General features: G+C 59.8%; 27 protein-coding genes, 1 tRNA gene and 2 pseudogenes. 12 read left to right on the top strand and 18 right to left on the bottom strand.

Going from position 1 to position 22,555, the window contains the following annotated elements; genetic code table 11:
* Positions 1–198: 198 nt before the first annotated feature.
* Positions 199–594, top strand: a complete 396-nt coding sequence (locus FJ934_RS04880) for a TadE/TadG family type IV pilus assembly protein (protein WP_140607527.1) — start codon at positions 199–201, stop codon at positions 592–594.
* Positions 595–1,056: 462 nt separating this feature from the next.
* Here the strand turns inward: FJ934_RS04880 and FJ934_RS04870 are convergent, their stop codons facing one another.
* Complete coding sequence (locus tag FJ934_RS04870) at positions 1,057–1,602, bottom strand: J domain-containing protein (protein ID WP_140607525.1); 546 nt, start codon at positions 1,600–1,602, stop codon at positions 1,057–1,059.
* 361 nt (positions 1,603–1,963) lie between these two features.
* On the opposite strand from FJ934_RS04870, the pseudogene FJ934_RS04865 reads away from it, so the two are divergent.
* Positions 1,964–2,107: pseudogene (locus FJ934_RS04865) on the top strand (transposase); the annotation flags it as partial.
* A gap of 411 nt (positions 2,108–2,518) precedes the next feature.
* On the opposite strand, the gene FJ934_RS04860 reads toward FJ934_RS04865, so the two are convergent.
* From FJ934_RS04860 to FJ934_RS04835, 6 genes are all read right to left on the bottom strand, one after another.
* A complete protein-coding gene (locus tag FJ934_RS04860) occupies positions 2,519–6,304 on the bottom strand; it encodes a vitamin B12-dependent ribonucleotide reductase (protein ID WP_140607524.1) in 3,786 nt (1,261 codons plus the stop codon).
* A 629-nt stretch (positions 6,305–6,933) separates the two neighbouring features.
* Positions 6,934–7,242 (bottom strand): PilZ domain-containing protein, encoded by a 309-nt coding sequence (locus FJ934_RS04855; RefSeq protein ID WP_140607523.1) that lies wholly within the window; start codon positions 7,240–7,242, stop codon positions 6,934–6,936.
* 115 nt (positions 7,243–7,357) lie between these two features.
* Positions 7,358–7,846, bottom strand: a complete 489-nt coding sequence (locus FJ934_RS04850) for an NUDIX hydrolase (RefSeq protein WP_140607522.1) — start codon at positions 7,844–7,846, stop codon at positions 7,358–7,360.
* A 210-nt stretch (positions 7,847–8,056) separates the two neighbouring features.
* Positions 8,057–8,557: a xanthine phosphoribosyltransferase gene (gpt, locus tag FJ934_RS04845; RefSeq protein WP_140607521.1), complete on the bottom strand. Its 501-nt coding sequence runs from the start codon at positions 8,555–8,557 to the stop codon at positions 8,057–8,059.
* 116 nt (positions 8,558–8,673) lie between these two features.
* Positions 8,674–9,507, bottom strand: coding sequence for a universal stress protein (locus FJ934_RS04840; protein WP_140607520.1), 834 nt, complete (start codon positions 9,505–9,507; stop codon positions 8,674–8,676).
* An 82-nt stretch (positions 9,508–9,589) separates the two neighbouring features.
* A complete protein-coding gene (locus FJ934_RS04835; RefSeq protein ID WP_140607519.1) occupies positions 9,590–10,333 on the bottom strand; it encodes a competence/damage-inducible protein A in 744 nt (247 codons plus the stop codon).
* Positions 10,334–10,655: 322 nt separating this feature from the next.
* On the opposite strand from FJ934_RS04835, the gene FJ934_RS04825 reads away from it, so the two are divergent.
* The gene (locus tag FJ934_RS04825) at positions 10,656–10,940 is read left to right on the top strand and encodes a hypothetical protein (protein WP_140607518.1); all 285 of its coding nucleotides are present in this window, start codon (positions 10,656–10,658) and stop codon (positions 10,938–10,940) included.
* A gap of 98 nt (positions 10,941–11,038) precedes the next feature.
* Here the strand turns inward: FJ934_RS04825 and FJ934_RS04820 are convergent, their stop codons facing one another.
* From FJ934_RS04820 to FJ934_RS04810, 3 genes are all read right to left on the bottom strand, one after another.
* Positions 11,039–11,278, bottom strand: coding sequence for a DUF2188 domain-containing protein (locus FJ934_RS04820; protein WP_140607517.1), 240 nt, complete (start codon positions 11,276–11,278; stop codon positions 11,039–11,041).
* A 30-nt stretch (positions 11,279–11,308) separates the two neighbouring features.
* Positions 11,309–11,587 carry a DUF982 domain-containing protein gene (locus FJ934_RS04815; RefSeq protein ID WP_032925336.1) on the bottom strand — a complete coding sequence of 93 codons (279 nt, stop codon included), beginning with the start codon at positions 11,585–11,587 and terminating at the stop codon, positions 11,309–11,311.
* Positions 11,588–11,730: 143 nt separating this feature from the next.
* Complete coding sequence (locus FJ934_RS04810) at positions 11,731–12,834, bottom strand: NADH:flavin oxidoreductase/NADH oxidase (RefSeq protein WP_140607516.1); 1,104 nt, start codon at positions 12,832–12,834, stop codon at positions 11,731–11,733.
* Between the two features lie 158 nt (positions 12,835–12,992).
* On the opposite strand from FJ934_RS04810, the gene FJ934_RS04805 reads away from it, so the two are divergent.
* The 4 genes and pseudogenes from FJ934_RS04805 (at position 12,993) to FJ934_RS04790 (ending at position 15,159) form a co-directional block, all read left to right on the top strand.
* On the top strand, positions 12,993–13,571 hold the full coding sequence (locus FJ934_RS04805) for an NUDIX domain-containing protein (RefSeq protein WP_140607515.1): 579 nt from the start codon (positions 12,993–12,995) through the stop codon (positions 13,569–13,571).
* Between the two features lie 503 nt (positions 13,572–14,074).
* Entirely contained in the window at positions 14,075–14,386 is a 312-nt protein-coding gene (locus tag FJ934_RS28210) for a hypothetical protein (RefSeq protein ID WP_210241946.1), read from the top strand.
* Positions 14,387–14,444: 58 nt separating this feature from the next.
* Positions 14,445–14,825 (top strand): annotated as a pseudogene (locus tag FJ934_RS04795) (IS1595 family transposase); the annotation flags it as partial.
* A gap of 97 nt (positions 14,826–14,922) precedes the next feature.
* A complete protein-coding gene (locus FJ934_RS04790) occupies positions 14,923–15,159 on the top strand; it encodes a hypothetical protein (protein WP_140607514.1) in 237 nt (78 codons plus the stop codon).
* 44 nt (positions 15,160–15,203) lie between these two features.
* On the opposite strand, the gene FJ934_RS27900 is transcribed toward FJ934_RS04790, so the two are convergent.
* Positions 15,204–15,341: a hypothetical protein gene (locus FJ934_RS27900; RefSeq protein WP_181165518.1), complete on the bottom strand. Its 138-nt coding sequence runs from the start codon at positions 15,339–15,341 to the stop codon at positions 15,204–15,206.
* Here FJ934_RS27900 and FJ934_RS04785 point away from each other — a divergent pair, their 5' ends adjacent.
* The 4 genes from FJ934_RS04785 to FJ934_RS04770 all read left to right on the top strand — a co-directional run bounded on the left by FJ934_RS04785 (position 15,342) and on the right by FJ934_RS04770 (position 18,680).
* Positions 15,342–15,908, top strand: a complete 567-nt coding sequence (locus FJ934_RS04785) for a hypothetical protein (protein WP_140607513.1) — start codon at positions 15,342–15,344, stop codon at positions 15,906–15,908. It begins immediately after the preceding gene.
* Positions 15,909–16,171: 263 nt separating this feature from the next.
* Complete coding sequence (locus tag FJ934_RS04780) at positions 16,172–17,149, top strand: IS1595 family transposase (RefSeq protein WP_140607512.1); 978 nt, start codon at positions 16,172–16,174, stop codon at positions 17,147–17,149.
* A gap of 197 nt (positions 17,150–17,346) precedes the next feature.
* Positions 17,347–18,165: a hypothetical protein gene (locus tag FJ934_RS04775; protein ID WP_140607511.1), complete on the top strand. Its 819-nt coding sequence runs from the start codon at positions 17,347–17,349 to the stop codon at positions 18,163–18,165.
* A gap of 245 nt (positions 18,166–18,410) precedes the next feature.
* Positions 18,411–18,680: a hypothetical protein gene (locus tag FJ934_RS04770; protein ID WP_140607510.1), complete on the top strand. Its 270-nt coding sequence runs from the start codon at positions 18,411–18,413 to the stop codon at positions 18,678–18,680.
* Positions 18,681–18,742: 62 nt separating this feature from the next.
* Here FJ934_RS04770 and FJ934_RS28635 read toward each other — a convergent pair whose 3' ends face one another.
* Positions 18,743–18,874, bottom strand: a complete 132-nt coding sequence (locus FJ934_RS28635) for a hypothetical protein (RefSeq protein ID WP_281406639.1) — start codon at positions 18,872–18,874, stop codon at positions 18,743–18,745.
* A 75-nt stretch (positions 18,875–18,949) separates the two neighbouring features.
* Here FJ934_RS28635 and FJ934_RS04765 point away from each other — a divergent pair, with 75 nt between their 5' ends.
* On the top strand, positions 18,950–19,189 hold the full coding sequence (locus FJ934_RS04765; RefSeq protein WP_140607509.1) for a hypothetical protein: 240 nt from the start codon (positions 18,950–18,952) through the stop codon (positions 19,187–19,189).
* 273 nt (positions 19,190–19,462) lie between these two features.
* On the opposite strand, the gene FJ934_RS04760 is transcribed toward FJ934_RS04765, so the two are convergent.
* From FJ934_RS04760 to FJ934_RS04735, 6 genes are all read right to left on the bottom strand, one after another.
* Positions 19,463–19,660, bottom strand: coding sequence for a hypothetical protein (locus FJ934_RS04760; protein WP_140607508.1), 198 nt, complete (start codon positions 19,658–19,660; stop codon positions 19,463–19,465).
* A gap of 70 nt (positions 19,661–19,730) precedes the next feature.
* On the bottom strand, positions 19,731–20,078 hold the full coding sequence (locus tag FJ934_RS04755) for a hypothetical protein (RefSeq protein ID WP_140607507.1): 348 nt from the start codon (positions 20,076–20,078) through the stop codon (positions 19,731–19,733).
* A gap of 116 nt (positions 20,079–20,194) precedes the next feature.
* Positions 20,195–20,280: transfer RNA gene (locus tag FJ934_RS04750), tRNA-Leu, on the bottom strand.
* Between the two features lie 333 nt (positions 20,281–20,613).
* Positions 20,614–21,279: an outer membrane protein gene (locus FJ934_RS04745; RefSeq protein ID WP_140607506.1), complete on the bottom strand. Its 666-nt coding sequence runs from the start codon at positions 21,277–21,279 to the stop codon at positions 20,614–20,616.
* Between the two features lie 92 nt (positions 21,280–21,371).
* Positions 21,372–21,584 carry a hypothetical protein gene (locus tag FJ934_RS04740; RefSeq protein WP_140607505.1) on the bottom strand — a complete coding sequence of 71 codons (213 nt, stop codon included), beginning with the start codon at positions 21,582–21,584 and terminating at the stop codon, positions 21,372–21,374.
* A gap of 19 nt (positions 21,585–21,603) precedes the next feature.
* Positions 21,604–22,455, bottom strand: a complete 852-nt coding sequence (locus FJ934_RS04735; RefSeq protein WP_140607504.1) for an alpha/beta hydrolase — start codon at positions 22,453–22,455, stop codon at positions 21,604–21,606.
* Positions 22,456–22,555 lie beyond the last annotated feature (100 nt).

The raw sequence follows: 22,555 nt of genomic DNA, 5'->3' as shown, positions 1-22,555 counted from the left end.
GTTCTTCGTTTCGCGGAAACGCAGGCCCGCACTATGTGCTTGCTTGGACACAATTCCGGACGGAAAACCGCTTCGCACTTTTCCTGGAATTGCGTCAGAGCGGTTCAGCGTTTGATGGAATCGTTGACCCGCTCTAACTCTTTGTTTCTGCGCAATTCCGGACGGAAAACCGCTTCGCACTTTTCCTGGAATTGCGTCATGGCAGCCGCGTTCAGGCGGGATCGATCGGGCGGTGCCGGGTTGGAATTCGCACTGATCGCCCCGTTTCTCATTATGCTTTTGTTTGGCATCTTCGCCTTCGGCTGGTCGATGAACTCCGTATCCAGCGTTCGCTATACGCTGGAGATGTCCGCACGCTCGCTGCAGCTTCAGAACACGCTGACCCAGGCCGACATCCAGGCTATCGCTACACAGAAACTTCAGGCCCTGGGTTTGAAGGATGTCGTCGTCACGATCGTCATGGATCCGGCGAGTGGCGGCTTCCGCATGGCACATCTGACCGCCAGCTATGCCTTCGTCATCGACTTTCCCTATTTCAGCGCCTTCCCGATCAACTACGCGACGACCGTTACCGTGCCGCTGGTCGGCGCGTAGGCCACGGTCTGCCGGGCATGGGCCTTGGTGGTCAAGGGGTGTACGGTCCGCCGCCTTACCCTGCCGGGTCGTTATTGCGCGGCCGTCCGCAGGATTGTTATCGCAATCGGCCTCGTCGCCTCAATCCGCCTTAGACAATGATCCGGAATATTGGGCCACATTGCCTGGGCGCATTCTCTGTCTACGGCCGCAACAGCTTCGCCAGGCGCTACGTTCGCCGCGTGGGTGGTGGTGGATGACGCGAAAAGAACCGTCTGGGTTATGAGAGCCGAAAAGGCGGCGACCTGGATCAGAACGGCGGCAAAGGCGATCTTCTTGAGCATGCGGCGAGAACGCGCGGCACTTCCACTGGTTCCCTCCAGGTCGCGCTGTTCTCGCGCGGGCGCGCCGACTACCCACTATCCCAGGACGGACCGCCGTTGCCGTCAATGGAACGGCGGATCCTTTGCAGCAGCAAAGGGTTCATGCGCCACGGACGTCGCGGTCCAATAGTCGGATGGCGGGCTCACGACGGTGTTCGGCATTGGCGCGATCGATGCCCTCCACGGTAATCGCGAAGGTGCCGTTTTCGACCCTACCTATCCAGCCTTTTGCTTTCAGATACCAGAGATGAAACTCGAGATGCTCACGGGGGCAGCCTGACAGGCGTTCAAGTTCTGTATCGCCAATGCCAGGATCATTGACGTCTTGTCGGCGTTTGACGTAAAGAAGCGAGAGAAGTTTTGCCTGAATTACGACGTCACGCTCTATACCTTTATTATTGCCGGTTTCCTCAATCAGCTCGCGGCGAAGCTTCAAGTGGTCTTTGTACTTGATGTCGTACTGAGCGCGTTTGACCGGGTCTTTCAGGATGTTATGGGCTTCCACGATTTCGCTAAAGCGTGCTTCATCGCCGGTGTCTTGATTGTCGGGATGGTAGCGCATGGCAAAGTAACGAAATACCCGCTCTAACGTTTCCGAGTTGGCATTCGGGCTAATTTCGAGAATTTCATAATAGTCAATGAACATAGAGTTGTTTCCCCCCGTGGCGCGCTTTATATGCCGATTTGCCAGAGTACGGAATATCTGACGGCTAAGGACAAAGTCTGGATGGAAATGTCAGACCTTTGCTTTGCAAAAACCAAGACCTTGGTCCGGTGGCAATGGACGATCTCAATCACTGCACGGACAGATGTCGGGCGCCTGTTGGGCGAGAGGCTTCAGGGTAAGCGCTTGCCAAGTAGACACCAGATTCGCGCCCCTGCACAGATCGGTAAGTCAGGATAATGTGCTGAGAGTTCAGCAAATTTTGCCGAGAGAGGCGGTCATGGCAGACTGGTGATGTTCAACGTCACCTGATTCCCGCGAAGGAACGCCACCATGACCAAGACTGACTGCCAGCGCTGCCGTCAAAGACATTCTGCTATCGAACCTGGATGGGCCGCACGAAGTGATCCGCGCGGTGATGCAGGAGGTGCTCGAGGCCGAGATGGACGAGGCGCTGGGGGCTTCGAAGAGCGAACGCACGCCGGAGCTCGCGGCCGGCGGCCATCTCGTCGTCATGATGACGGAATCGCGCGCGGGATCCAACGTCAGGGCCAAGTCAGAGCTCGGCTGGAGCCCGCGCCATGCCTCGTGGCGAGAGGGGTTTGCCGAAATCGTGCGGCCAGATGCGGGAATTGCCGCATGACATGCCCTGCGCGCGCCAGGCTATCGTCATCGAGATACCAGCAGTCGGCGTTGCCGGCGCCAAAGCGGAGGTCGAGGTCGCTGGGAGAAACGTGGTTAGGTATAGGGCATTCCCGGGCGCGGAAAGCGCCCGGAGATTGTGTTTTTCGGCTTACCGCCAGAGGTGAGCAGACATCGTGTGTCGAATGAGCGATCTACCTTGACGTTGAGCGAGATTCAGTGACGCGTCAGGAGGACCATAAGGAGGCAAAGGGTTTCAGCTGCACCCGCTGGTCGCCCCACAAGTATCGCACTTCTCACACGTCCCGTTCCGCACCATGGTGAAATTCTGGCACTCGGAGCAGGAATTGCCGGTGTAGCCCTGAAGCAGTGACTTGGCGCGGCGGTCGGCGGCGAGTTTCTTCGCCTCGGCTGCTTCATTGGCGGCCGCGTCGGTGAACAGGGCCGCGGCGCCGGAGGCCTCGGAGGCAGCGTCGGCGGCTTCCTCGAAGGCCATGTCCTCGGCCAATTCCTTGGCCCGCTCCTCATAGTCGCGCTTGTAGGCGATTGCCTCGTCGCTCGCCGGTTTCAACGCCAGCACGTTGGAGCCGGAGAAGGCCGACGGCGCCGAGCGGGTAGGGGTGCCGGAGGCGGAGCCGGCAAAGCCCTTAGGCTCACTGCCGCTCACCCGGGAAACCAGCTTCACCGGCGAACCGCGTGTCAGTCCCTTGGAAACGGCGTCGGTCTTGCCTTCGCTGATGCCACGGCCAAGTGCGGTGTTGGAGAAGTCCGACTGGTCGACATGGGCGAGGTCGTTGCGGCCGAGATAGGAGATCGCAAGTTCGCGGAACACGTAGTCGAGGATCGACGTCGCGCTCTTGATGGCGTCGTTGCCGATCACCATGCCGGCCGGCTCGAACTTGGTGAAGGTGAAGGCATGCACATATTCGTCGAGCGGCACGCCGTATTGCAGGCCGAGCGAAATCGCGATGGCGAAGTTGTTGAGAAGGCCACGCAGCGTCGCGCCTTCCTTGTTCATGTCGATGAAGATCTCGCCGAGGCGGCCGTCATCATATTCGCCGGTGCGCAGGAAGATGGTGTTGCCGCCGATCTTGGCCTTCTGGGTATAACCCTTGCGGCGACCGGGCAGCTTCTCCTGCTCGCGCGACACGCGCTCGATGATGCGCTCGACGATACGCTCGGTGATCTGCGCCGCCCGCGCCGCCTGCGGCGCCGCGATCAGCTGCTCGACCGCTTCGTCCTCGTCATCCTCGCCATCGGCGAGCAGCGAGGCATTGAGCGGCTGCGACAGTTTCGAGCCGTCGCGATAGAGCGCGTTGGCCTTCAGCGCCAGCTTCCACGACAGCATGTAGGCGTTCTTGGCGTCCTCCACCGTCGCATCGTTGGGCATGTTGATGGTCTTGGAGATGGCGCCGGAAATGAAAGGCTGTGCGGCGGCCATCATCTGGATGTGGCTGTTGATCGACAGCGAGCGCTTGCCGATCTTGCCGCAGGGGCTGGCGCAGTCGAACACGGCAAGGTGTTCGGCCTTGAGGAAGGGCGCGCCTTCCAGCGTCATGGCACCGCAGACATGGATGTTGGCTGCCTCGATGTCTTTCCTGGAGAAGCCCATTGCCGGCAGCATCTCGAACGAGAAGTCGTTGAGCTGCTCGTCGGTGAAGCCAAAGGTCTCCTTCACCCAGTCGGCACCGAGCGTCCACTGGTTGAAGACGAACTTGATGTCGAACGCCGACTTCAGCGCCGCGTTGAGCGCGCTGATCTTCTCGTCGGTAAAGCCCTTGGCCTTGAGCGAGCCGGGATTGATACCGGGTGCCTGGTTGAGGTTGCCGTGGCCGACCGCATAGGCCTCGATCTCGGCGATCTGGCTCTCGGAATAGCCGAGCGTGCGCAGCGCTTCCGGCACGGCGCGGTTGATGATCTTGAAATAGCCGCCGCCGGCGAGCTTCTTGAACTTCACAAGAGCGAAGTCGGGCTCGATGCCGGTGGTGTCGCAATCCATGACCAGGCCGATCGTGCCGGTCGGCGCGATCACGGTCGCCTGCGCATTGCGGTAGCCATGCTCCTCGCCAAGCTCGATGGCGCGGTCCCAGGCGGCTTTGGCATGCTCGGCAAGCGCCTGCTGCTTGAGATCGGCGGCAACCAGCGGCACCGGATTGACAGCCAGCTTCTCGTAGCCGTCCCTGTCGCCATAGGCGGCGCGGCGATGGTTGCGCATGACGCGCAGCATGTTCTGGGCGTTGCGGTCATAATCCGGGAAGGCGCCGAGCTCGGAGGCCATTTCCGCCGAGGTGGCGTAGGCGACGCCGGTCATGATCGCGGTCAGCGCGGCGCAGATGGCACGGCCCTCGTCGGAATCGTAAGGAATGCCCGAGGTCATCAAGAGGCCGCCGATATTGGCATAGCCGAGGCCGAGCGTGCGGTAGTCGTAGGAGAGCTTGGCGATCTCCTTCGACGGGAACTGCGCCATCATGACGGAGATTTCGAGAACGACGGTCCACAGCCTGACCGTATGCTCGTAGGCGGCGATATCGATCGTGCCGTCGGCATTGCGGTAAGGGAGCAGATTGATCGAGGCGAGATTGCAGGCCGTGTCGTCAAGGAACATGTATTCAGAACACGGGTTGGAGGCCCGGATCGCACCAGCCGAAGCGCAGGTGTGCCAGTCGTTCATCGTCGTGTTGAAATGCAGGCCGGGATCGGCCGAAGCCCAGGCGGCGTAGCCGATCTTTTCCCAGAGATCCCTGGCCTTTAGCGTCTTCAGCACCTTGCCGTCCTTGCGGGCGGTCAGCTGCCAGTCGCCATCCTGCTCGACGGCGCGCAGGAAATTGTCCTTCAGCGACACCGAATTATTGGAGTTCTGGCCCGAAACGGTGAGGTAGGCGTCCGAATCCCAGTCGGTGTCGTAGGTCTTGAACGACATCGAGGTATAGCCCTGCTTGGCGAACTGGATGACGCGGTAGATGTAGTTCTCCGGCACGGCCGACTTCTTGGCCGCTTTGATCTCGCGCTTCAGCGCGGTGTTGATCGACGGGTCGAAGCAATCGTCATCCTGACCTTCGCAGTTGACGCAGGCCTTCATGATGGCTTCGAGATGCTTCTTGACGATTTTGGAGCCGGTCACCAGCGAGGCGACCTTCTGCTCTTCATTGACCTTCCAGTCGATGAATTCCTCGATATCGGGGTGGTCGGCGTCGACGATGACCATCTTGGCGGCGCGGCGCGTCGTGCCGCCCGACTTGATGGCGCCCGCAGCGCGGTCGCCGATTTTCAGGAAGCTCATCAGGCCGGAAGAACGGCCGCCGCCCGACAGTTTTTCACCTTCGCCGCGCAGCAGCGAGAAGTTGGAGCCGGTGCCGGAGCCATATTTGAACAGGCGCGCCTCACGCACCCAAAGGTCCATGATGCCGCCCTCGTTGACGAGATCGTCCTGCACGCCCTGGATGAAGCAGGCATGCGGCTGCGGATGCTCGTAGGATGATTTCGACTTGGTCAGCTTGCCGGTGAAGGGGTCGACATAGAAATGACCCTGGCTCGGACCGTCGATGCCATAGGCCCAGTGCAGGCCGGTGTTGAACCATTGCGGCGAGTTCGGCGCCACGCGCTGGGTGGCCAGCATGTAGGCGAGTTCGTCGCGGAAAGCGCGCGCGTCGTCTTCCGACTTGAAGTAGCCGCCTTTCCACCCCCAATAGGTCCAGGTGCCGGACAGACGGTCGAAGACCTGGCGGGCGTCGATCTCGGAACCATAGCGCTCGACTTCCGGCAGCTTGGCAAGTTCGGCCTCATCGGCGACCGAGCGCCACAGGAAGGAGGGGACGTCGTTCTCCTCGACCTTCTTCAGCCGCGCGGGGACACCAGCCTTGCGAAAATATTTCTGCGCCAGGATGTCGGCCGCCACCTGGGAGAACTGCGCCGGCACATCGATATTGTCCAAGCGGAACACCACCGAGCCATCCGGATTCTTGATCTCGGAAAGCGCCTTGCGGAATTCAATCTCCGCATAAGCAGATTGCCCCGGCTTGGTGAAACGACGCTCGATGCGCATTGGTCCTGTCCCTTTTGTCTATATATAGCGCTTTCGTCAGGGGATTTCTGCCCCAAATGCGAAAAGCACAGTCCGCCGTTTGCAGGCATCGCGAACAATGCCGGCATCTCCTCTTCGCAAGCTGCTGCCGCGCGCGCAACAAGACGCCTTGCCAGGCGCTTGCCGAGGCTGCCAACCGACCTTGCGGGTCCTTCGAAACTGAATTTTTCGATTCCCTCGATCGAGGGAAATTCACACTATCTAGCGCCGAACCTACCTGCAAACACTAAATATAGTATTAACAGACAATTTATTCCAGTCCGACAATTCTCCCTTTCGTCGCCCCATGCCCCACAATCCCAACGCTTCCGCCGGCCTCGTAACAGGCGGAAATGCGGGAAAAAAACACACATAATCCGGGAAAAAGACCGGGCTCAGAACTTTCCGGTCGCGCTCTCAACAGGAGCGCATGGCCTATAAAAGGCGACTCGTTTTGCGCCGTCAAGGATTCGTTTGCGTAGCTTTTGTGACCCCAACATCTTGTGTGTCACACATGTGGATAACGGGGATAGAAATGCGCCGCCGCGATGGTCGTCTGGGTCGCCGGTTTGCGAATTGCCGACGTTGGGAGGCGCCGGGCAAATCGTGGTTCAGCCGTAATGCAACCTCGGTTTCGGCTCGGTGCCGGTGAACTGCACGCCAATCCTGTCTTTGCGGCGCCAGCGGACCTCGCAGCGATAGCCGACGCCGTCGAGCGGCACGTAAAGAAGGAAGCGATCGGGAATCCGGGCCTCGAGCGGTATTTTCAGTTCGGCGCCGCCCGCATGCTGGTTGCGCAGCAAAACGGCGACTTCCGAATGGGACCCGGTGATGATGCTTGCACCCTTGAGCACGCGAGGGCGGCGCTCGCGCTTGGGCTTGCCCGGGTCTTGCTGAAGTGGGTCTACAGGTTTCGCCATCGATCAAACGCCAGATTGGCCGCTTCCTAGCGAAGAAAAATTAGCAAACCATTCATGCGGCACATCACAGGCGTGTGAATCCGCCGTGGCGCACGCGGCACAGGCCGGCGGCGGTCTAGGAAAATTTGTGCGGGTCGGCGCAGAAATAGGCGATGATCTGGCACAGGTCGGGTTCATGGACCATGCGCACCGCTTCGCTGGAATTGACCCATTTGCGGGTGCGGGCGTGTTTTTCTTTCCAGCGGTCGGCGATCTTGTCGACATGCAGCGGAAACACCAGCACCTCGCAGGGTACTTCTTCGCCGGAGGCCAGCACCTTGGCATAGAAGTAGCGGCCGGCTTCGAGATGAGAGACGCTACCGCGCAATCCGGCTTCCTCGCCAGCCTCGCGTGCGGCCGCCTCGCAGAGCGGCTCCCTGGCCTCAGGCCAGCCTTTGGGAAGCACCCAGCGGCCGGTGTCACGGCTGGTGATCAGCATGATCTCGACACCGTTCCCCACATTGCGCCAGGGCAGGGCGGCAACCTGCAGGCGGCATGGAGCCATACCAAAGAGCCGTTGGACCCGTTCAGCCAGATGGTTGTGCGTCGTTGGCCTTATCAACATCGGAGAAGTTAGCCCCAGCCTCCAGAATCGTTTGCCGCCTCACGGATTCTACGACTAATCGTGACCAATAAAAGTAAAAACTTTGATCAGGCTGGCCGGTTCCCTCAACAAAGGTCGATTTCACAGGACATTCTGCCTCCGCGGGCCTGGCCGCGCAGGCAAATATTGTCGCTGGTGACGGCTTAAACTGGAAAAAGCGCCCGTTCCGAATCAGCCGGCGTGATCGTCAGCGATCGGCTTCTGATAGGTGAAGCCCATATCCCAGGGAAAATAGATCCAGGTGTCCTGGCTGACCTCGGTGACGAAAGTATCGACCAAGGGCCTGCCCTTGGGCTTGGCGTAGACGGTGGCGAAATGGGCCTTGGGCATCATCGCCCGCACGATACCGGCGGTTTTGCCCGTGTCGGTCAGGTCGTCGATGATCAGCACCCCGGCGCCATCATCGGCAAGCAGCGCCGGCGTGACTTCCTTCAGCACCTGCAACTGCCCCTGGCTGGTATAGTCGTGATAGGAGGCGACACAGACCGTCTCGATGATGCGGATGCCCAACTCGCGCGAGATGATCGCCGCTGGAACCAATCCGCCGCGCGTGATGCAGACGATCGCCTTCCATTGCCCCTTGTTGGTGCCGGCAAGCCGCCAGGCGAGCGCGCGGGCGTCACGATGGAACTGGTCCCAGGAGACCGGGAAGGCTTTTTCGGGAAGGGACATGTCTCGCGCACTCCGCAGCACGCGAGGACCGCGTGCAAGAAAACAGGGGAATGCGCGCGGAATTAACTGGAAACCCTTGGGTTTGGCAAGGGTGGCCACCAGCGATCGTTGTGGACTTATCGCGACAGGAAGGCCGCCACCTGCGCCGTGCGGAGGACCGTGCGCGTCACCCCGCCGAACAGAAGCTGACGCAGCCAGGAGTGGCTGTAGGCGCCAAGAACCAGGAGATCGGCACCGCTTTCGGCGACCCTGTTCTGGATCATGTCATCGACAGACGTGCCGCCCGATTTCAGCACCGAGACGCTGACGGTGGCGCCGTGGCGTGACAGGGCGGAGGCGATTTCGGCACCGGCGGCCTCCGGGCTCTCGTCGAGCGTATCGGGCGGATCGATGACCAGTATGTCGGTTTTCTCGGCCTCGATGATGAAGGGCAGCGCGTCAAAGGCGGCGCGGGCGGCTTCCTTGCTGCCGTTCCAGGCGAGCAGCACGCGTTTGAAGGTGGTGACCAGCGGGCCGGCGTGGGGGACCACCAGGACCGGCCGGCCGGCGTCATAGACCAGCGTATCGACGTCGGCACTGGGGTCGCCGCCGGTCTCGCGTTGGGCGGCTATGATGAGATCGGCGGCGCGCACGCTTGAAATGCCCGTCAGCGCGCTGTCGCCGGAAAAGCTCTCCAGGCTGCGCCACTCGAAGGAGAGGCCGGAATCCTCGATACGCCTGAGAAAGACGGCCTGGAGTTTGTTGGCCCGCTCGCGGTTCATGTCGGCCGAGACCTGCAAGAACTCGGTATCCGGGAACCCGGTTGCCGATGTGTAGGGTACAGGAAGCGCCTCGGCATGGATGCCGATCAGATGGCTCTCGAAGCGGCTGGCAAGCGGAATGGCACAGTCGAGCACGCGCTCGGCATCCTGCTCGTTCTGCAGAATGGCAACCATGGTCTTGAAGCGCATGATGATCCCTCAATCTTGCGAGCGCCCGAACCCGTCGGAAAGAAACGTGGCCGCGCCGTGCTTGGTTCCGGCCTCGAGCCGATCAGCCCACCTTGCCAGCCAATCCCGCCACCATAGCCTCGACATCGGCGCGCGCGGCGTCGAGTGCCTCCTGGCTGCGGGCACGAACGACCAGTTCAGTCCAGAACTTGCCATCGCCATATTTCGGATAGGAGCCGATGATCGTGTCCGGATGCGCTTTCTGGATCTCGCCCAACGGCCCGCCGACAAGGCCTTCACCGAAGGGGCAGTGCACCGCCGCCGACAGCATCTTCGTGCCGGTCTTCAGCGTCGGCACGACATTGTCGAGCATGGCCTGGAAGATAGCGGGCACACCGGCCATTACATGGACATTGCCGATGCGGAAGCCGGGCGCCACCGACACCGGGTTGTCGATATGGTCGGCGCCGCGCGGCATCCGCGCCATGCGTTTGCGGGCCTCTGTATATTCGATGCCACGCGCGGCATAGCTCGCCTCCAGCATCGCGTAGGCCTTGGCGTCGTATTCGCAGGGCACGCCGAACGCCTTGGCGATCGAATCGGCGGTGATGTCGTCATGGGTGGGGCCGATGCCGCCGGTGGTGAACACATAGGTGTAGCGTGCGCGCACGGCATTCACAGCCGCGACGATCTCGTCTTCCTCGTCGGGGACGATGCGCACCTCCTTCAGGTCGATGCCGATCGCCGTCATGATGTCGGCGAGATGGCCGATGTTCTTGTCCTTGGTGCGGCCGGACAGAATCTCATCACCGATGACAAGCATGGCGGCGGTAACGATTTCGGGCATGAAGGCTCCGGCAAGACGGGTCGTCTGGGAAGGCGATGTCGCCTGAGATAGCGCGGCGCGCGGCCTGCTGCAATGCCACGCGGCCGGCGCTGTGTTTCGACCGGCCGGCGGCATCTGCATTCGCAATTCAATGTGAACGTGTCGACGGTGCCGGCCACATGCCGCAGTTCGTCGAACCGAAGCGGGTCGTTGATTTCATAGAGCGGATTGCAGCCCGCCCATTCCATCACCGCGGCCTCACAACAATTTCAATGAACCATCCCGCTGATCGCCGGGTTTACCCCGTGTCGCACCCAAGGCGGCCAAGATACGGAGTGATTCAATGTATACGAAACTTCTCGCGGCGTCGGTTCTGACAATCGGGCTCGCAACATCGGCGATGGCCCAGCCGTCGGACGGCACGTATTCCAGCCATCACAACTGGTGGCTGTTCGGCAATGAGGATTCCCAAGGCGTCGACCAGAGCACCACCGGAAGCATCAATGCGGATGGCAGTGGGCTGAACAGCCTTGGCAACCCTGGTCCGGTCGGGCCTTGTGCGTCCAGCACCCCTGGTCCCGATGCCAATGCCGGGCTGAACGTCAACGATCAGTACTGCGGCAAATAATTCCGCTGGGGTGGCTGCTGACCGCAGGACGTCGTCTCTCCTGACGTCCGCGGTCGGCACCCTGTCTTTGTGCAGGCAAGTTTTCTTCTGCTGGCAGTTTAGTCGGAAACTTCGGTCTGCGGTCGGTCGCGGCCATCGGCCAATTCCTCGTGCCATTTGCCCTCGGCGTCCTCATACTGGATGCCGTCCGTGGCGCCCGCGACTTGCTGCTCGGCCGAAGCGATTTCGGCGGCGCGCAACGCGTCCTGGTGGGTGGGAAACGTCTCCGAGAAGGTCGAGCCGACCTTGTAGGCCCAGCCACCGTCATGTTCGACGATCTTGTAAGTCAGCTTCGCCATTAAAAACCTCCGGTTGAAAGCTCCGCCTGCTCAATGCAGCCGGTCGTCGGATAGCCTGTCGTCGGGCACAAGCACTTCCGATTCCCTGGCGGCCTCGATCAGTGCCCGTCGTGCATCCGCTGTCGAACGATAACCTTCCAGCACTTTGAGGCAAGTGTCGAGAGCATCACGGTGACGCGGGCCGCGATTGAGCGGCCAAACCGTCATCAGGCACTCCGCCGCTTCCTGGGTGCTGCGGATATGGCGATATTTGCCGACATGGCCAAGCTCGACCACCACAGGCGTTTCAAAGGGTTTGTTGTCCATCATGGCCGCAACGCAAAGCAGCCAATTTGGTTTCAAAAATGGCCTTCAGGCTGCGCCCAAAAGTCGCGTCGCGTTTGCGACGCGACTTAAGTTTGTTCGATGCATGTGCTGGGCAGGACCGCGACGGCATTGGGAGGTGGGATCGGTCAGCCCGCCGCCTTCATCCAGTGTTCCATCGTCGTCACCGAGCGGGCGAGCTGCGGCGCCGGATGGATCTTTTCGCTGAACGTGGCGGCCGCACGCCAACCCCAGCGCGGGTCGGCCAGGAAGGCGCGCGCCAGCGCCACCATGTCGGCGCGGCCCTCGGCGATGACAGCCTCGGCCTGCTTCGGATCGTCGATCAGGCCGACCGCACGGGTCGGGATCCCGGCGCCCTTGCGCACGGCTTCCGCCAGGTGCACCTGATAGCCGGGGCCGGTAGGCAATTTCTGCAACGGCGAGTTGCCGCCGCTGGAGCAGCAGAGATAGGCGACGCCCTCGGCCTTGAGCGCTTTGGCCACCTCGATCGCGTCATCGACGTCAAAGCCGCCATCGACCCAGTCCTTCACCGACAGCCGCGCGCCGAGCATCAGGCTTGGTGCTGCTTTCTTCACCGCCCTGGCGATCTCGACCGCGAGACGCATCCGGTTTTCCAGCGAGCCGCCCCAGCGGTCCGTGCGCTGGTTGGAGAGCGGCGACAGGAACTGGAAGATCAGGTAGCCATGCGCGGCATGCAGTTCGATGAAGTCGAAGCCGGCGCGTTCGGCCCGCCTTGCGGCCTCCGCGAACCGCTCGATGAGTTGGAGGATCTCGTCGTCTTCCAGCGCTCGCGGGACGTTCCAGCCGGTGTCGTAGGCTATGGCCGAGGCTGAAACGGTCTGCCAGGGATCTTCGTTTGGCTGCAACGGCCCGCCGCCTTCCCAAGGCTTGCGGTTCGAGGCCTTGCGGCCGGCATGGGCAAGCTGCGTGCCGAACTTGGTGCCCGAGGCGGCAACGCGTCTGGCCGCGTCCAGCGCCCGCCGCGCGGAGGCTTCATTGTCTTCGGAATAGAGGCCGAGGCAGCCATGGGTTATACGGCCGCGCCGCTCGACATCGGTCATCTCGACGGTGACCATGCCGGCGCCGGACATGGCCAGGTTCATCCAGTGGTAAAGATGCCAGTCGCTGGCCGAGCCGTCCTCGGCGGAATACTGGCACATCGGCGCCACGGCAATGCGGTTGGGAAAGCTGAGCCCGTCGAGCGTGATGGGCTGGAAAAGCGATGTCGTCATGGAAGAAACTCCGGGGAGGGAACCTGCTATTTAAGCAACGGATCTCCTCCATGCCACACACGAGAGAGTGAAACGCCTGCTGGACCAATCGCTGGCCCGATTGCGCCGCAGCCGGTTCGCCGCTAGGGCTGCCTGCGCCAGCAGCTCAGAGGTGTCCGATGGAAGACCGCGTTCGCATCCGCTCGGAAGAGGTTCTTTCCGACGATTGGGCGGTCCTGAAGAAGACCGTGCTCGACTATCGCCGGCGTGACGGCCAGTGGGAAACGCAAATCCGCCAGACCTATGACCGTGGCGACGGGGCGGTGATCCTGCCATATGACCCTTTGCGTTCGACCGTGCTTCTGGTGCGCCAGTTCCGCTATCCCGCCTACGTGACCGGCCATCGCGAACCGCTGATCGAAGCCTGTGCCGGACTGCTGGATGAAAACGATCCGGAGACTGCCATCCGCAAGGAAGCCGAGGAAGAACTCGGCTACCGCCTGCAGGATGTCGAGCGGCTGTTTTCGCCTTACATGAGCCCGGGCAGCGTCACCGAGCGGCTCTGGTTCTTCGTCGCCCGCTATTCGCCCCACGACCGCATCTCCGCCGGCGGCGGCGCCCCGGAAGAAGGCGAGGACATCGAAGTTCTGGAAATGCCGCTCGACGAAGCGCTCGCCGGCATAACCGCCGGCCGCATCGTCGATGCCAAGACCATCATCCTGATCCAGCATCTGAAGCTCAACCCGATCGCGGCTTGAATCGTGTTCTGGCGCCCTCCAGGCTCCTGGCTTGGCAAATCTGGGGCCAGACAGTGCGTCAACCGAGCGGAACTCGCTCTGGAACGCGCGGTAGAAACGTTGGACGAGGACTGTGATGTCGGGATTACATCGCGGTTTGCAGCCGGATCAGGTCCGCGCAGCGGCGTGATCGAGGTCAGCGCCTGACGAAGCTCGATCCGCCAAATGCGGGATAACATTGGGATTGCTCAGGACGATTGCGATATTTCATCGCTGCCCGGACGCTCCGCTGCCCGACCGTGGCGAGCCTTTATGCCAACCCTACCGAGATGACGCTGACACGAACGATTTCTGAGGAGCAGCGGGCGTCGTCCGACGCGCGCACCTGGCTCCTGCAAGCTATTATATTAGCAATAAACGATATATTAATGACTGAGATGCAGCTTTGACACAGGGAGGGAACACGTTCTCGTCGACGTTCCAACGCGTCCTGGAGCGCCGGAAACGCTATGCGGAGCAAACGCATGAGTGTCGGAGCAGCTCTCGAACAATTGCTGCGGTTGATTCATCGCCGAGCCATGAGATTAGCGGCGTTGCCGGAGGATGAAAGGGATTCGCACTACGATCTCATTCGCCTGTCATGTTGCGCGGCCGCCGAGCACATTGGGCAGAGTCCCGACAGGGCAGCCCTCACTGCAAACGATATGGTTGAGTTTGTTCGCGCGCTGGTCGGAATCATTGAGATGGGCGGTGGGCCAGACCACGGGCGAAGCACCGATCAGCGGCCACCGGTACGACATTTTGGTGGCCAAGAGAATGGCACCACGCGCATCTAACAAACGGGGACGAACGCCGTGGCGGCTCCGTGCGTTCCTTCTATGTCGAGCGCGCCACGAAGCATCTGCGCGCGATGTGCTGGTCCGCAACGCCGACCGCAAATCGACGCTCATGACCGACGAGTCGAACTTCTACACCTTCACTGGACAGGAGTTTGCCGACCACGCCACGGTCAAGCACACTGGCGGCGAATACGTTCGCTACGAAGCCGGCCGCATCGTCCACACCAACACAATTGAGAACGTGTTTTCAGTCTTCAAGCGCGGCATGGTTGGGGTCTATCAGCATTGCGGCGAGGCGCACTTGCACCGCTACCTTGCCGAGTTCGATTTCCGCTACAATCGCCACGCCAAGCTTGGCTTCACCGACCAGATGCGCGTTGACGCCATCATGGAAGGCATCGAAGGCAAGCGACTGACCTATCGAAGCGCTCACTAGAGCAAAGACCTTGCGCCAGAAGGCGCGCCGACTCCACAGAATGAGAAAGAAAGCGTAAGCGTTGTTTGGTCAAAGTTAAAAGGGGGGACCAAACATTATGCCTACTGACAGCGAACGCCGGATCGAAACAGCCTTAGATCAAATATCCGGGCAAATCGCGGCTCTTGCCGGCATCATATCGCAATTGCCAGACACGCAACGGCTAGACAGAGGACGAGCGAAAAGAGAAGCAAATAATTTCTTATCTTCGCCCAATGGGCGGCGTCACGCTGAGAAGCTAATTGACGATCTTCTTCCCGCATTTCCGAAAAAAGGCGACCAAGGTCAGGGATGACCGACTCTACCATTGGGGCGTTCCTTTCTTAGGAAAAAGCCCGCTCAATCAGCGGGCTTTTCTTCCTTTTTGACCGGCTTCTTACCGGGCTTTGCGCTGGCCTTGTTGGGGTCAGGCGGCGTCTTCACCAAGCGCTCCATGATGCGCCTCGTTTCATCCAGGTCTTTGTCGGTCTCAGCCATATGCCGGAATTCCCAAAAGAGCTAGTTTTCCGCCCAACGCGCGACGAAACCTACATCGCATTTGCTGCTGCCGTCGACGCTTGGTCGAAGGTCGAATGGCAAATGATGTTTCTGTTCAATTCCGTCAGCACTCCCACCGATCTTAACAAGTCTGGCTCGATCCTCCTGTCAATCATCGGGATTCAAGCGCAGTTGCGCGTCATAGAAGCAGCTGCGCGGTCTCACCTTCGCAAACACCCCGATCTTCTGAAAGACGTAGAACGCACAACCGAAAAAATCGGGAAGAAGGCGACGGTCAGGAACCGTATAATTCATGGGCGATGGAATGAAACGCATCACTTTATTGGCGAAGAATACCAGCATACTGAACTGCTCCGCACCTTCTCTGTCGAGCAGATTTTCGGTCCTAGCTACACAACGGAACAAGAGCGGAAGGCTTTGCTAGGAAAATTCCTTTTCGACAAAGCCGAACTCGACAAGGCAGCCGAGATGTTCGAGCATTTATCGAAAACCATATTTGAACTTCAGTTCAGGATCGTGAGCGCGTTCCTGCCAAGATTGGGTTAGCGAGCAGCTGCGCAGCAATCAGCTCGAAACGCGACTGAGAATCGTTAGCACCAACGCCAAGCCCAACCGCCTCGCGTATTTCGTTCGCAAACGCGGTTATGATTTCTTGATCTGTTGGCGGGTTTCCGCCTAGTGCCGGCCTGTCGCCTTCCGGCTTATGTGATTTGGTCGCTTTTGTCATGTATATAATTAGGAATATAATCCTAATTATATACTTGACATAGCAGGCGTCTTGACCGATAAAAGGTCAAGAGGGAAAAGCCATGACGAACCTTACCGATCCGATCTTCAACGACAACGACAAGGCGCGCGAGCATCTTGAAGCCATTCGTTGGGCCGATGGCGCCTATTGCCCGCATTGCGGTAACGCCGATCCGGCTTCGCTGCACCTGTTGAAGGGCAAGTCTCACCGTCCCGGCCTTTATCAGTGCAACGCTTGCCGCGAGCATTTCACCGTCACCGTTGGCACCGTCATGGAGCGGTCGAAAATCCCGTTGTGCAAATGGGTTCTGGGCTTCCATCTATATGCCGCCAGCAAGAAAGGTCTTTCGGCGCATCAGCTGCACCGTATGCTTGGCATCACCTACAAGACTGCCTGGTTCATGGCCCATCGCATCCGCGAAGCCATGAAGGAAGACGTTGCATCGTCAGGCCCGCTCGGCGGCGAAGGCAAGACCGTCGAAGCCGACGAAACCTACATCGGCAAGCGTGAGACGCCTCGCAAGCCGCGAAAGGGTGCGCCATACACCAAGAAAGGCAAGGGCGGCGGCGCCCAGAAGCGCATCGTCGTTGGCCTTGTCGAGCGCGGCGGCAAAGCCCGCATGTTCCACTTGAACGATGCCACGGCAGCGACCGTGCGCGACGTGCTGGTCCGCAACGTGTCTCGCGACACGACGCTCTACACCGACTCCTCGCGCCTCTACACCCGCACTGGCGAGGAGTACGCCGCGCATCGTACGACCAACCACGCTGCCGGAGAATACGCCCGCCGCGAAGGCGATGTCGTGGTTCACTCCAATACCATTGAAGGCGTTTTCTCGGTCTTCAAGCGCGGCATGGTCGGCGTCTATCAGCATTGCGGCGAAGCACACTTGCACCGCTACCTTGCCGAGTTCGATTTCCGCTACAATCGCCGCACCGCGCTTGGCGTTACCGACCGCGAGCGGTCAGACGATTTGATCCGGGGCACGTCAGGCAAGCGGCTGACCTATCAACAGACTGACGATGCCGCTAACGCCTAAGCAGAAAGCGGCTGCCTTTGTTCGTTGGCGAAAACGTCACCGACGCTCGGAAGATTGACTCTTCTTATCCTTTGGCTTCCCCTTCGTCTCGTGCTTGGACGGAGGGGTTTTCAGCGCGCGCCGTAAGGCTTCGTCTCGGCGCTTGGCGACTTCATCATCTGACAGTTTTTGTTTTTCCATGTGCCTAGGATACCATCATGGCGTTGTCTGAGGAACAGCGGGCGCACTTACTGAACACCACTCGCGATGCCGCTAACGCGCTCGTCGAGGATATGGAATATCTTGGGGAGGTCGTCGCCAAAAAAGACACCTCGCGCCGCGATATCAGGCATCTCAGCGCGATCCTGCGGCGACTAATCGTGGAAAGCGACATAGCTATCGTTGCATCGCCAAGGATGGGCAAGATCACTTTAACCGCACCAGATAATCGACCGCACTACCGCGTCGAGGAAAAGGTTCCATTCTTGCTCTTTCTAAGCGGCGGGGCGGCCATTTTTGATGGTCGAATTGACCGGATAAGCGCCTTTGATTTGCAAAAACCTCATTGGATTTCTCCAGACGATTTTGCCAAACAATTGCAGAAGAAACTCCCCAGCGATGATGATGTTACGCAAACTCAGCTTAACCTTGATCAATTCGCCCAGCAGAGAGTGATTTGCTATCGTGGTCAGTGGGTCACTCGGCAGCAGGTGATCAAGTATATGGCGAACATTTCGTCAGGCGTTCACTCTGGCGCCCCGACTGACAAGGTGGACCAAACTTTAGCGAACATGCGAAGTTCAACCGGGGTTTCTTTAGAGGACGGCAAGGGTCTACATTTGGACCTATTCCGGCATGGTATCGACAGAGACGAACTTGCGATAAGCCATACACAAGAATCGATTGACTTGGTCCTTGTGGAGACGTTGGCGGCCGCAACTTGGCTTACAAGGTCGCCGCGCCTCGATGAACTGGTTGCAATGATCCGGTCAGAGCTAGGCTTGCCAGTAAAGGCTCCTGGCATGCAAAAAGAATAGCAGCGACGAGCGCGACAGGATCGTCGTCGCCGTCGATCTTCCATTCCTCGAACGCCGCTAAGCCCGCACGCAAGACGGGTGGCGTGATTTCAAATTTCAAATCCGTCATAGGAACTTTTCCTAGGTTCCGTGACGCGCCGGCCTGTCGCTGGAATCAGTACCAGCAGGAAACGGCTATGTCACGTATATAATTAGGAATATAATCCTTCCGTAGCGGCGACCCCTTCAAGAACGGAGATCGCCAAATGGCCAGGAGCAAACCATCCAAACAGCTTTCCGAGGCGGAAATCGAGCGCTTCCTAGCGGCGGCCGAGGCGCTTCACTTGAGCATCGTGAAGCCATTTATATCGCCGCAGTGCAATCATTACCGCTCAATGCAAGACCTTCATGAGGCGCTGTTGAAGGCCGTGCGGGAAGTGACGGGAAAGGAGGTCGAGTTCATCCAGTGGAATACCACGGGGCCGGTGCGGCCGAGTGACCCTTATGAGATCAACCCGCTACAGCGTGGCCTATAGCGATGCCCAGGCCGATCGCGAAGCCTTGCGGACGCGTCGAAGCCCTATCTATCTACATCGTTTCAAACAAGCCCCGACGTTTGGATCAGGTGGGCAACTCGCATACCGAGGCGAATGGTGAATTCGCCTTGATTGGCGGCGAAGTCCCAGCCGAAAATTGCCGCCCAGCCAAAAAGCACAATGGAGAAGCGCATGCTCCAATTCTAAATTGGGCGCATTGAACAAACGTTAAGGTGTGGCTTGGCTGGTGTGCGCTCGGCCCGCAGACTGTGAGCGGCTTTGACGACGGCAGGGGCATCCCATACGACGATCGCGAACTGGACAACAGCGACGATGAGGACGACGGCACCGAGGAGCCGACGCTAGGCGCACCGAACCGTCACCACAATCAAACGCATTGGGCGGACGGCGCGCGTGGCGACCATGAACGGGAGGTATGCACCGACCGCGAAATGGACCATGCCGAGTGCGATTTTCCCGGCTTTATCGAGGGCGGGCAGGGGATCTGAAATCCCCAGTTTTATCAAAGTCTAACGACCGGGAAAGCGAACTGGAAAGGACACTTAGTAACAGTTGATTCAACCATTGCTGGTATTATTCCATGTATGGTGGCGGCTCCGACAGTGCGGCGGGGGCTGGGTTGCCGGAGCCGCCTGCGCAGTCCGGTTGGGGTTTGACCGCGCTGTTCCAAAATAGGACAGCGCGGTCAACGATTCATTAAGATGCTCCCCAGCACCTCCGCTGATTGCCCGGCGGCTTCGGCTTCCGGGCCTTTTTACTGCTCAGGCGAACTCCGCTGGTGTGTCAGGATCGTTCGACCAGATGGTCTTGCCATCCTTGTCGATCGCCAAGAACAGGAAGCGGCGCGACTCAAAAATCTCTTGAGCTTTGTTTTTTGCTTCCTCGCGGTCCTCAGTTTCCAAAAAGCAATAGGTCCACTCGTCTTCGCTGTTCGAGGCCCAAACCTGATAGACGGCCATTACCATCCCCTTTTTGGCCCAACCGCTTAATGGCCGGGCTGTGTCTTTTTAATCGACCCTGTAAGCAAAATTATTGCAGGCTTCGAATCCTCTGCACCAACCGGAACTTTAGGCCTTCCTCCGGGCTGTATGTGACATCATCCACCGCGTAGATCGCGATGTAGCCCTTGCGTTCGAAGCCAATTAGGTTTCCAGCAGCATCAACGATCGGTTTGTCGTCGGTGAGGATCACCCGCTCGGTTTGTTGAACTGCTTGGACCAATTCCAAAATTTGCGAAGAGTTAGCGTAGCCTTGCCTCTGAAAGCGGTCGTGGTGGACGAGACCTTTGACCCAATACTTGTGGACGCATGGGAGGCTCTCTCCGTCGACATTGGCGAACCACGATCCTCGATGGCCCTTAGCTTTTGCTGGCGTCATGCAAGTGTTCTCCCTCCTAGTTGACTGTCTCGGCTACCTTGGCGGCTACCCACGTCACGTTTTTTCAGGGTAGCCTACGGCAATGGTAGATTTCAAATAAGTAAGCAATTTCAAACTGGTGCGGACGACGGGAATCGAACCCGTACGATCAGAGATCGAGGGATTTTAAGTCCCTTGCGTCTACCAATTCCGCCACGTCCGCAGGCCAGCCCTTTTCAGATGCCAGACACAGGCCGTCAAGTCGTGTTCTCGCGTTCTCGAACGCGCAACCCAGAGGAGGGGGGCGTGGCGATACTGGCGCGATCGCGGAATTATCAACGGCGCAGGCATTGCTAAACATCCTCGCGGTGGATTTGATCCGCCAAGGCCGGCGCCTCTCAGGCCACCCCATTCCCCCGCCCCCTGCGGGCGTCGGCCGCCTCACATCCGGCAGGATTGATCCGCGCGCCATCTGTCCAGCAGTGGCGCTGTCAAAGCAATTCCAGGAAAGCTGTGCAGGCGGCTTTCCCTTCGGAATGGCGGGGAAGAGCCACGCTCAGAACTTGTAGCTCAGATTGACGCCGACGGTGTTCAGCTTCACGTCCTGATCGCGGTCGGTGAAGCCGTTCGACCCGTCATAGTGCTCGGAGCCGAAATCGTAGTAACGATACTGCGCGCCGACGACGAACTTGTCCGTCAGCGCGTAGTCGACGCCGGCGCCCACGGTCCAGCCGACATTCGTACGTGTGTTGGAGAATGCCGGGCCCGCGGCTTGCGAGGTTTCGACGCCGGCGAAGGCGACGCCGCCTATGCCGTAGACCAGCACGCGGTTCATGGCATAGCCGGCCTTGGCATTCATCGATCCGAACCACTTGATGTCTGTGCCGAACACGTTCCCCGGTTCGGGTTCGGCCGTGCCGTCGATCGAGGAATAGTTGAGTTCGGCCTCGGCGCCGAGCACCGCCTGGTCGAACTGCCACAGACCGGCGACATGACCGCCGACGAAACCGCCGTCGAGATCGGGCGAGACCGAAAACGGCCCGCCGCCTGTCCCGGTGATATCCGATTGCCCCCAGCCATAGCCGGCCTGCAGGCCGGCATAGTAGCCGGTCCAGTCAAAGCCGGGCGCGGTCATTGGCAAACCGGCACCAACGTCCGCGGCCGAGGCCGGCCCGGACAGCAGGGCAAGAAAACCGGCACTGGCGAGCGTTAATCGACGCATCGAGCACCCCGAAATGGCGGTTTCGAAAGACTCCTGGCGCACAACCTAACCTTATTCGCCGCGAAACGGAATTGGCTTCAGGCAACAGCGGTTTACGTTGGCGGGTCGCGCGCCCTGTCCTCCAAATCGCGCTGCTTCTCCAGCGGCGATGCCAGCCGGTTGAAGGCGTATTCCGCGAGCACCGAGCCGGCGATGAAAATCAGTATCGGCGCCAGCCATATCCAGAACGAATGCAAAGCGAAGAAGGCCAGGCCGGCGAGGCAGGCCGACACCGCGAAGATCGCGAACCTGATCGTCTGTGCCATCGACAAGGCTCGTCACCGGCTATTTGGCGTCGATGAAATCCAATACAGCCTGGCTGTATTGGTCCGGCGCCTGCAGCATGGCGAAATGGCTGGCGTTGGGCAGGATGATCAGCTTCGCGCCCGGGATGGCGGAGGCCATGTACTCGGTGTGTTCGCGCTTGATCGCCTCGTCATGGTCGCCGGCGACGATCGCCGTCGGGGTTGTTATCTTGCCGAGCTGTTCCTTCGTCCAGGCCGGCTGCGATTCCCACATATGGCTGATCTGCGCGACAAAGGCATCATACTGGGCCGGGGTCTTCGACAGCTTCTTGTAGTCACGGCCTGAGCGGTCGATGTAGGCGGCGAAGGTCTTGTTAGTCATGACGCCCGGGTCGACGCCATCCGTGGTGACGTTGGCGGCCTGTGCAAACAGCCGCGTCAGACGTTCGGGATGATGAAGCGCGATGTCGATGCCAATGATGCCGCCATCGCTCCAGCCGACAAGGGCGGTCTTGTCGATCTTGAGGTAATCCAGCAGCGCCAGATAGTCCGAGGCCATAAGGTCGTAGCCGTAAGGCTCGTCCGTGCGGGTCGAGCGGCCGTGGCCGCGGCTGTCGGCGACGATCACCTTGTGGGTCTTGGAAAGTGTCGCCACCTGGTTCGCCCAGACGTCCGCATGGCCGAGGCCGCCATGGATGAGCAGCACCGGATCACCCGTCCCGAAAACGGCGTAGTACATCTGGATGCCGTTGACCGGCGCATAACCGCTCTGCTCGGCCTTGGGCATGGCCGCTGGCTCCGGCAACGTCTGCCAGCGCTCCTCTGCAACGGCAAAAGACGTCGATACAATGAACAGGATGATGGTGGCGAACGCTTTCCAGTAACGGGTCATGGCTCCCTCGTATGGTTCGGGTTCGACAGTCAGCATCGCCTTTTGGCTGGAATAGTCAACGCGCGGCTTTCCGGCGGATGGCGGGCAAACGGCTCTGGCT

Origin of the sequence: Mesorhizobium sp. B2-4-12, assembly GCF_006441575.1 — a bacterium.
In the GTDB taxonomy this organism is placed as follows: Bacteria; Pseudomonadota; Alphaproteobacteria; order Rhizobiales; family Rhizobiaceae; genus Mesorhizobium.
The sequence above is the reverse complement of the archived record's forward strand: the minus strand, read 5'-3'. Positions and strand labels throughout refer to the sequence as shown.

Excerpts from the sequence above, each read along its gene's own strand:
- FJ934_RS04870 (WP_140607525.1), bottom strand. The coding sequence starts at position 1,602 with ATGTTCATTGACTATTATGAAATTCTCGAAATTAGCCCGAATGCCAAC.
- FJ934_RS28635 (WP_281406639.1), bottom strand. The coding sequence starts at position 18,874 with ATGCGCTTCTCCATTGTGCTTTTTGGCTGGGCGGCAATTTTCGGCTGG.
- FJ934_RS04805 (WP_140607515.1), top strand. The coding sequence starts at position 12,993 with ATGGAAGACCGCGTTCGCATCCGCTCGGAAGAGGTTCTTTCCGACGAT.
- FJ934_RS04810 (WP_140607516.1), bottom strand. The coding sequence starts at position 12,834 with ATGACGACATCGCTTTTCCAGCCCATCACGCTCGACGGGCTCAGCTTT.
- FJ934_RS04745 (WP_140607506.1), bottom strand. The coding sequence starts at position 21,279 with ATGCGTCGATTAACGCTCGCCAGTGCCGGTTTTCTTGCCCTGCTGTCC.
- FJ934_RS04815 (WP_032925336.1), bottom strand. The coding sequence starts at position 11,587 with ATGATGGACAACAAACCCTTTGAAACGCCTGTGGTGGTCGAGCTTGGC.
- FJ934_RS04880 (WP_140607527.1), top strand. The coding sequence starts at position 199 with ATGGCAGCCGCGTTCAGGCGGGATCGATCGGGCGGTGCCGGGTTGGAA.
- FJ934_RS04825 (WP_140607518.1), top strand. The coding sequence starts at position 10,656 with ATGTATACGAAACTTCTCGCGGCGTCGGTTCTGACAATCGGGCTCGCA.
- FJ934_RS04735 (WP_140607504.1), bottom strand. The coding sequence starts at position 22,455 with ATGACCCGTTACTGGAAAGCGTTCGCCACCATCATCCTGTTCATTGTA.
- FJ934_RS04760 (WP_140607508.1), bottom strand. The coding sequence starts at position 19,660 with ATGGCCGTCTATCAGGTTTGGGCCTCGAACAGCGAAGACGAGTGGACC.
- FJ934_RS04855 (WP_140607523.1), bottom strand. The coding sequence starts at position 7,242 with ATGGCGAAACCTGTAGACCCACTTCAGCAAGACCCGGGCAAGCCCAAG.
- FJ934_RS04740 (WP_140607505.1), bottom strand. The coding sequence starts at position 21,584 with ATGGCACAGACGATCAGGTTCGCGATCTTCGCGGTGTCGGCCTGCCTC.
- FJ934_RS04850 (WP_140607522.1), bottom strand. The coding sequence starts at position 7,846 with ATGTTGATAAGGCCAACGACGCACAACCATCTGGCTGAACGGGTCCAA.
- FJ934_RS04820 (WP_140607517.1), bottom strand. The coding sequence starts at position 11,278 with ATGGCGAAGCTGACTTACAAGATCGTCGAACATGACGGTGGCTGGGCC.
- FJ934_RS04775 (WP_140607511.1), top strand. The coding sequence starts at position 17,347 with ATGGCGTTGTCTGAGGAACAGCGGGCGCACTTACTGAACACCACTCGC.
- FJ934_RS04860 (WP_140607524.1), bottom strand. The coding sequence starts at position 6,304 with ATGCGCATCGAGCGTCGTTTCACCAAGCCGGGGCAATCTGCTTATGCG.
- FJ934_RS04835 (WP_140607519.1), bottom strand. The coding sequence starts at position 10,333 with ATGCCCGAAATCGTTACCGCCGCCATGCTTGTCATCGGTGATGAGATT.
- FJ934_RS27900 (WP_181165518.1), bottom strand. The coding sequence starts at position 15,341 with ATGGCTGAGACCGACAAAGACCTGGATGAAACGAGGCGCATCATGGAG.
- FJ934_RS04755 (WP_140607507.1), bottom strand. The coding sequence starts at position 20,078 with ATGACGCCAGCAAAAGCTAAGGGCCATCGAGGATCGTGGTTCGCCAAT.
- gpt (WP_140607521.1), bottom strand. The coding sequence starts at position 8,557 with ATGTCCCTTCCCGAAAAAGCCTTCCCGGTCTCCTGGGACCAGTTCCAT.
- FJ934_RS04790 (WP_140607514.1), top strand. The coding sequence starts at position 14,923 with ATGCCTACTGACAGCGAACGCCGGATCGAAACAGCCTTAGATCAAATA.
- FJ934_RS04770 (WP_140607510.1), top strand. The coding sequence starts at position 18,411 with ATGGCCAGGAGCAAACCATCCAAACAGCTTTCCGAGGCGGAAATCGAG.
- FJ934_RS04840 (WP_140607520.1), bottom strand. The coding sequence starts at position 9,507 with ATGCGCTTCAAGACCATGGTTGCCATTCTGCAGAACGAGCAGGATGCC.
- FJ934_RS28210 (WP_210241946.1), top strand. The coding sequence starts at position 14,075 with ATGAGTGTCGGAGCAGCTCTCGAACAATTGCTGCGGTTGATTCATCGC.
- FJ934_RS04780 (WP_140607512.1), top strand. The coding sequence starts at position 16,172 with ATGACGAACCTTACCGATCCGATCTTCAACGACAACGACAAGGCGCGC.
- FJ934_RS04785 (WP_140607513.1), top strand. The coding sequence starts at position 15,342 with ATGCCGGAATTCCCAAAAGAGCTAGTTTTCCGCCCAACGCGCGACGAA.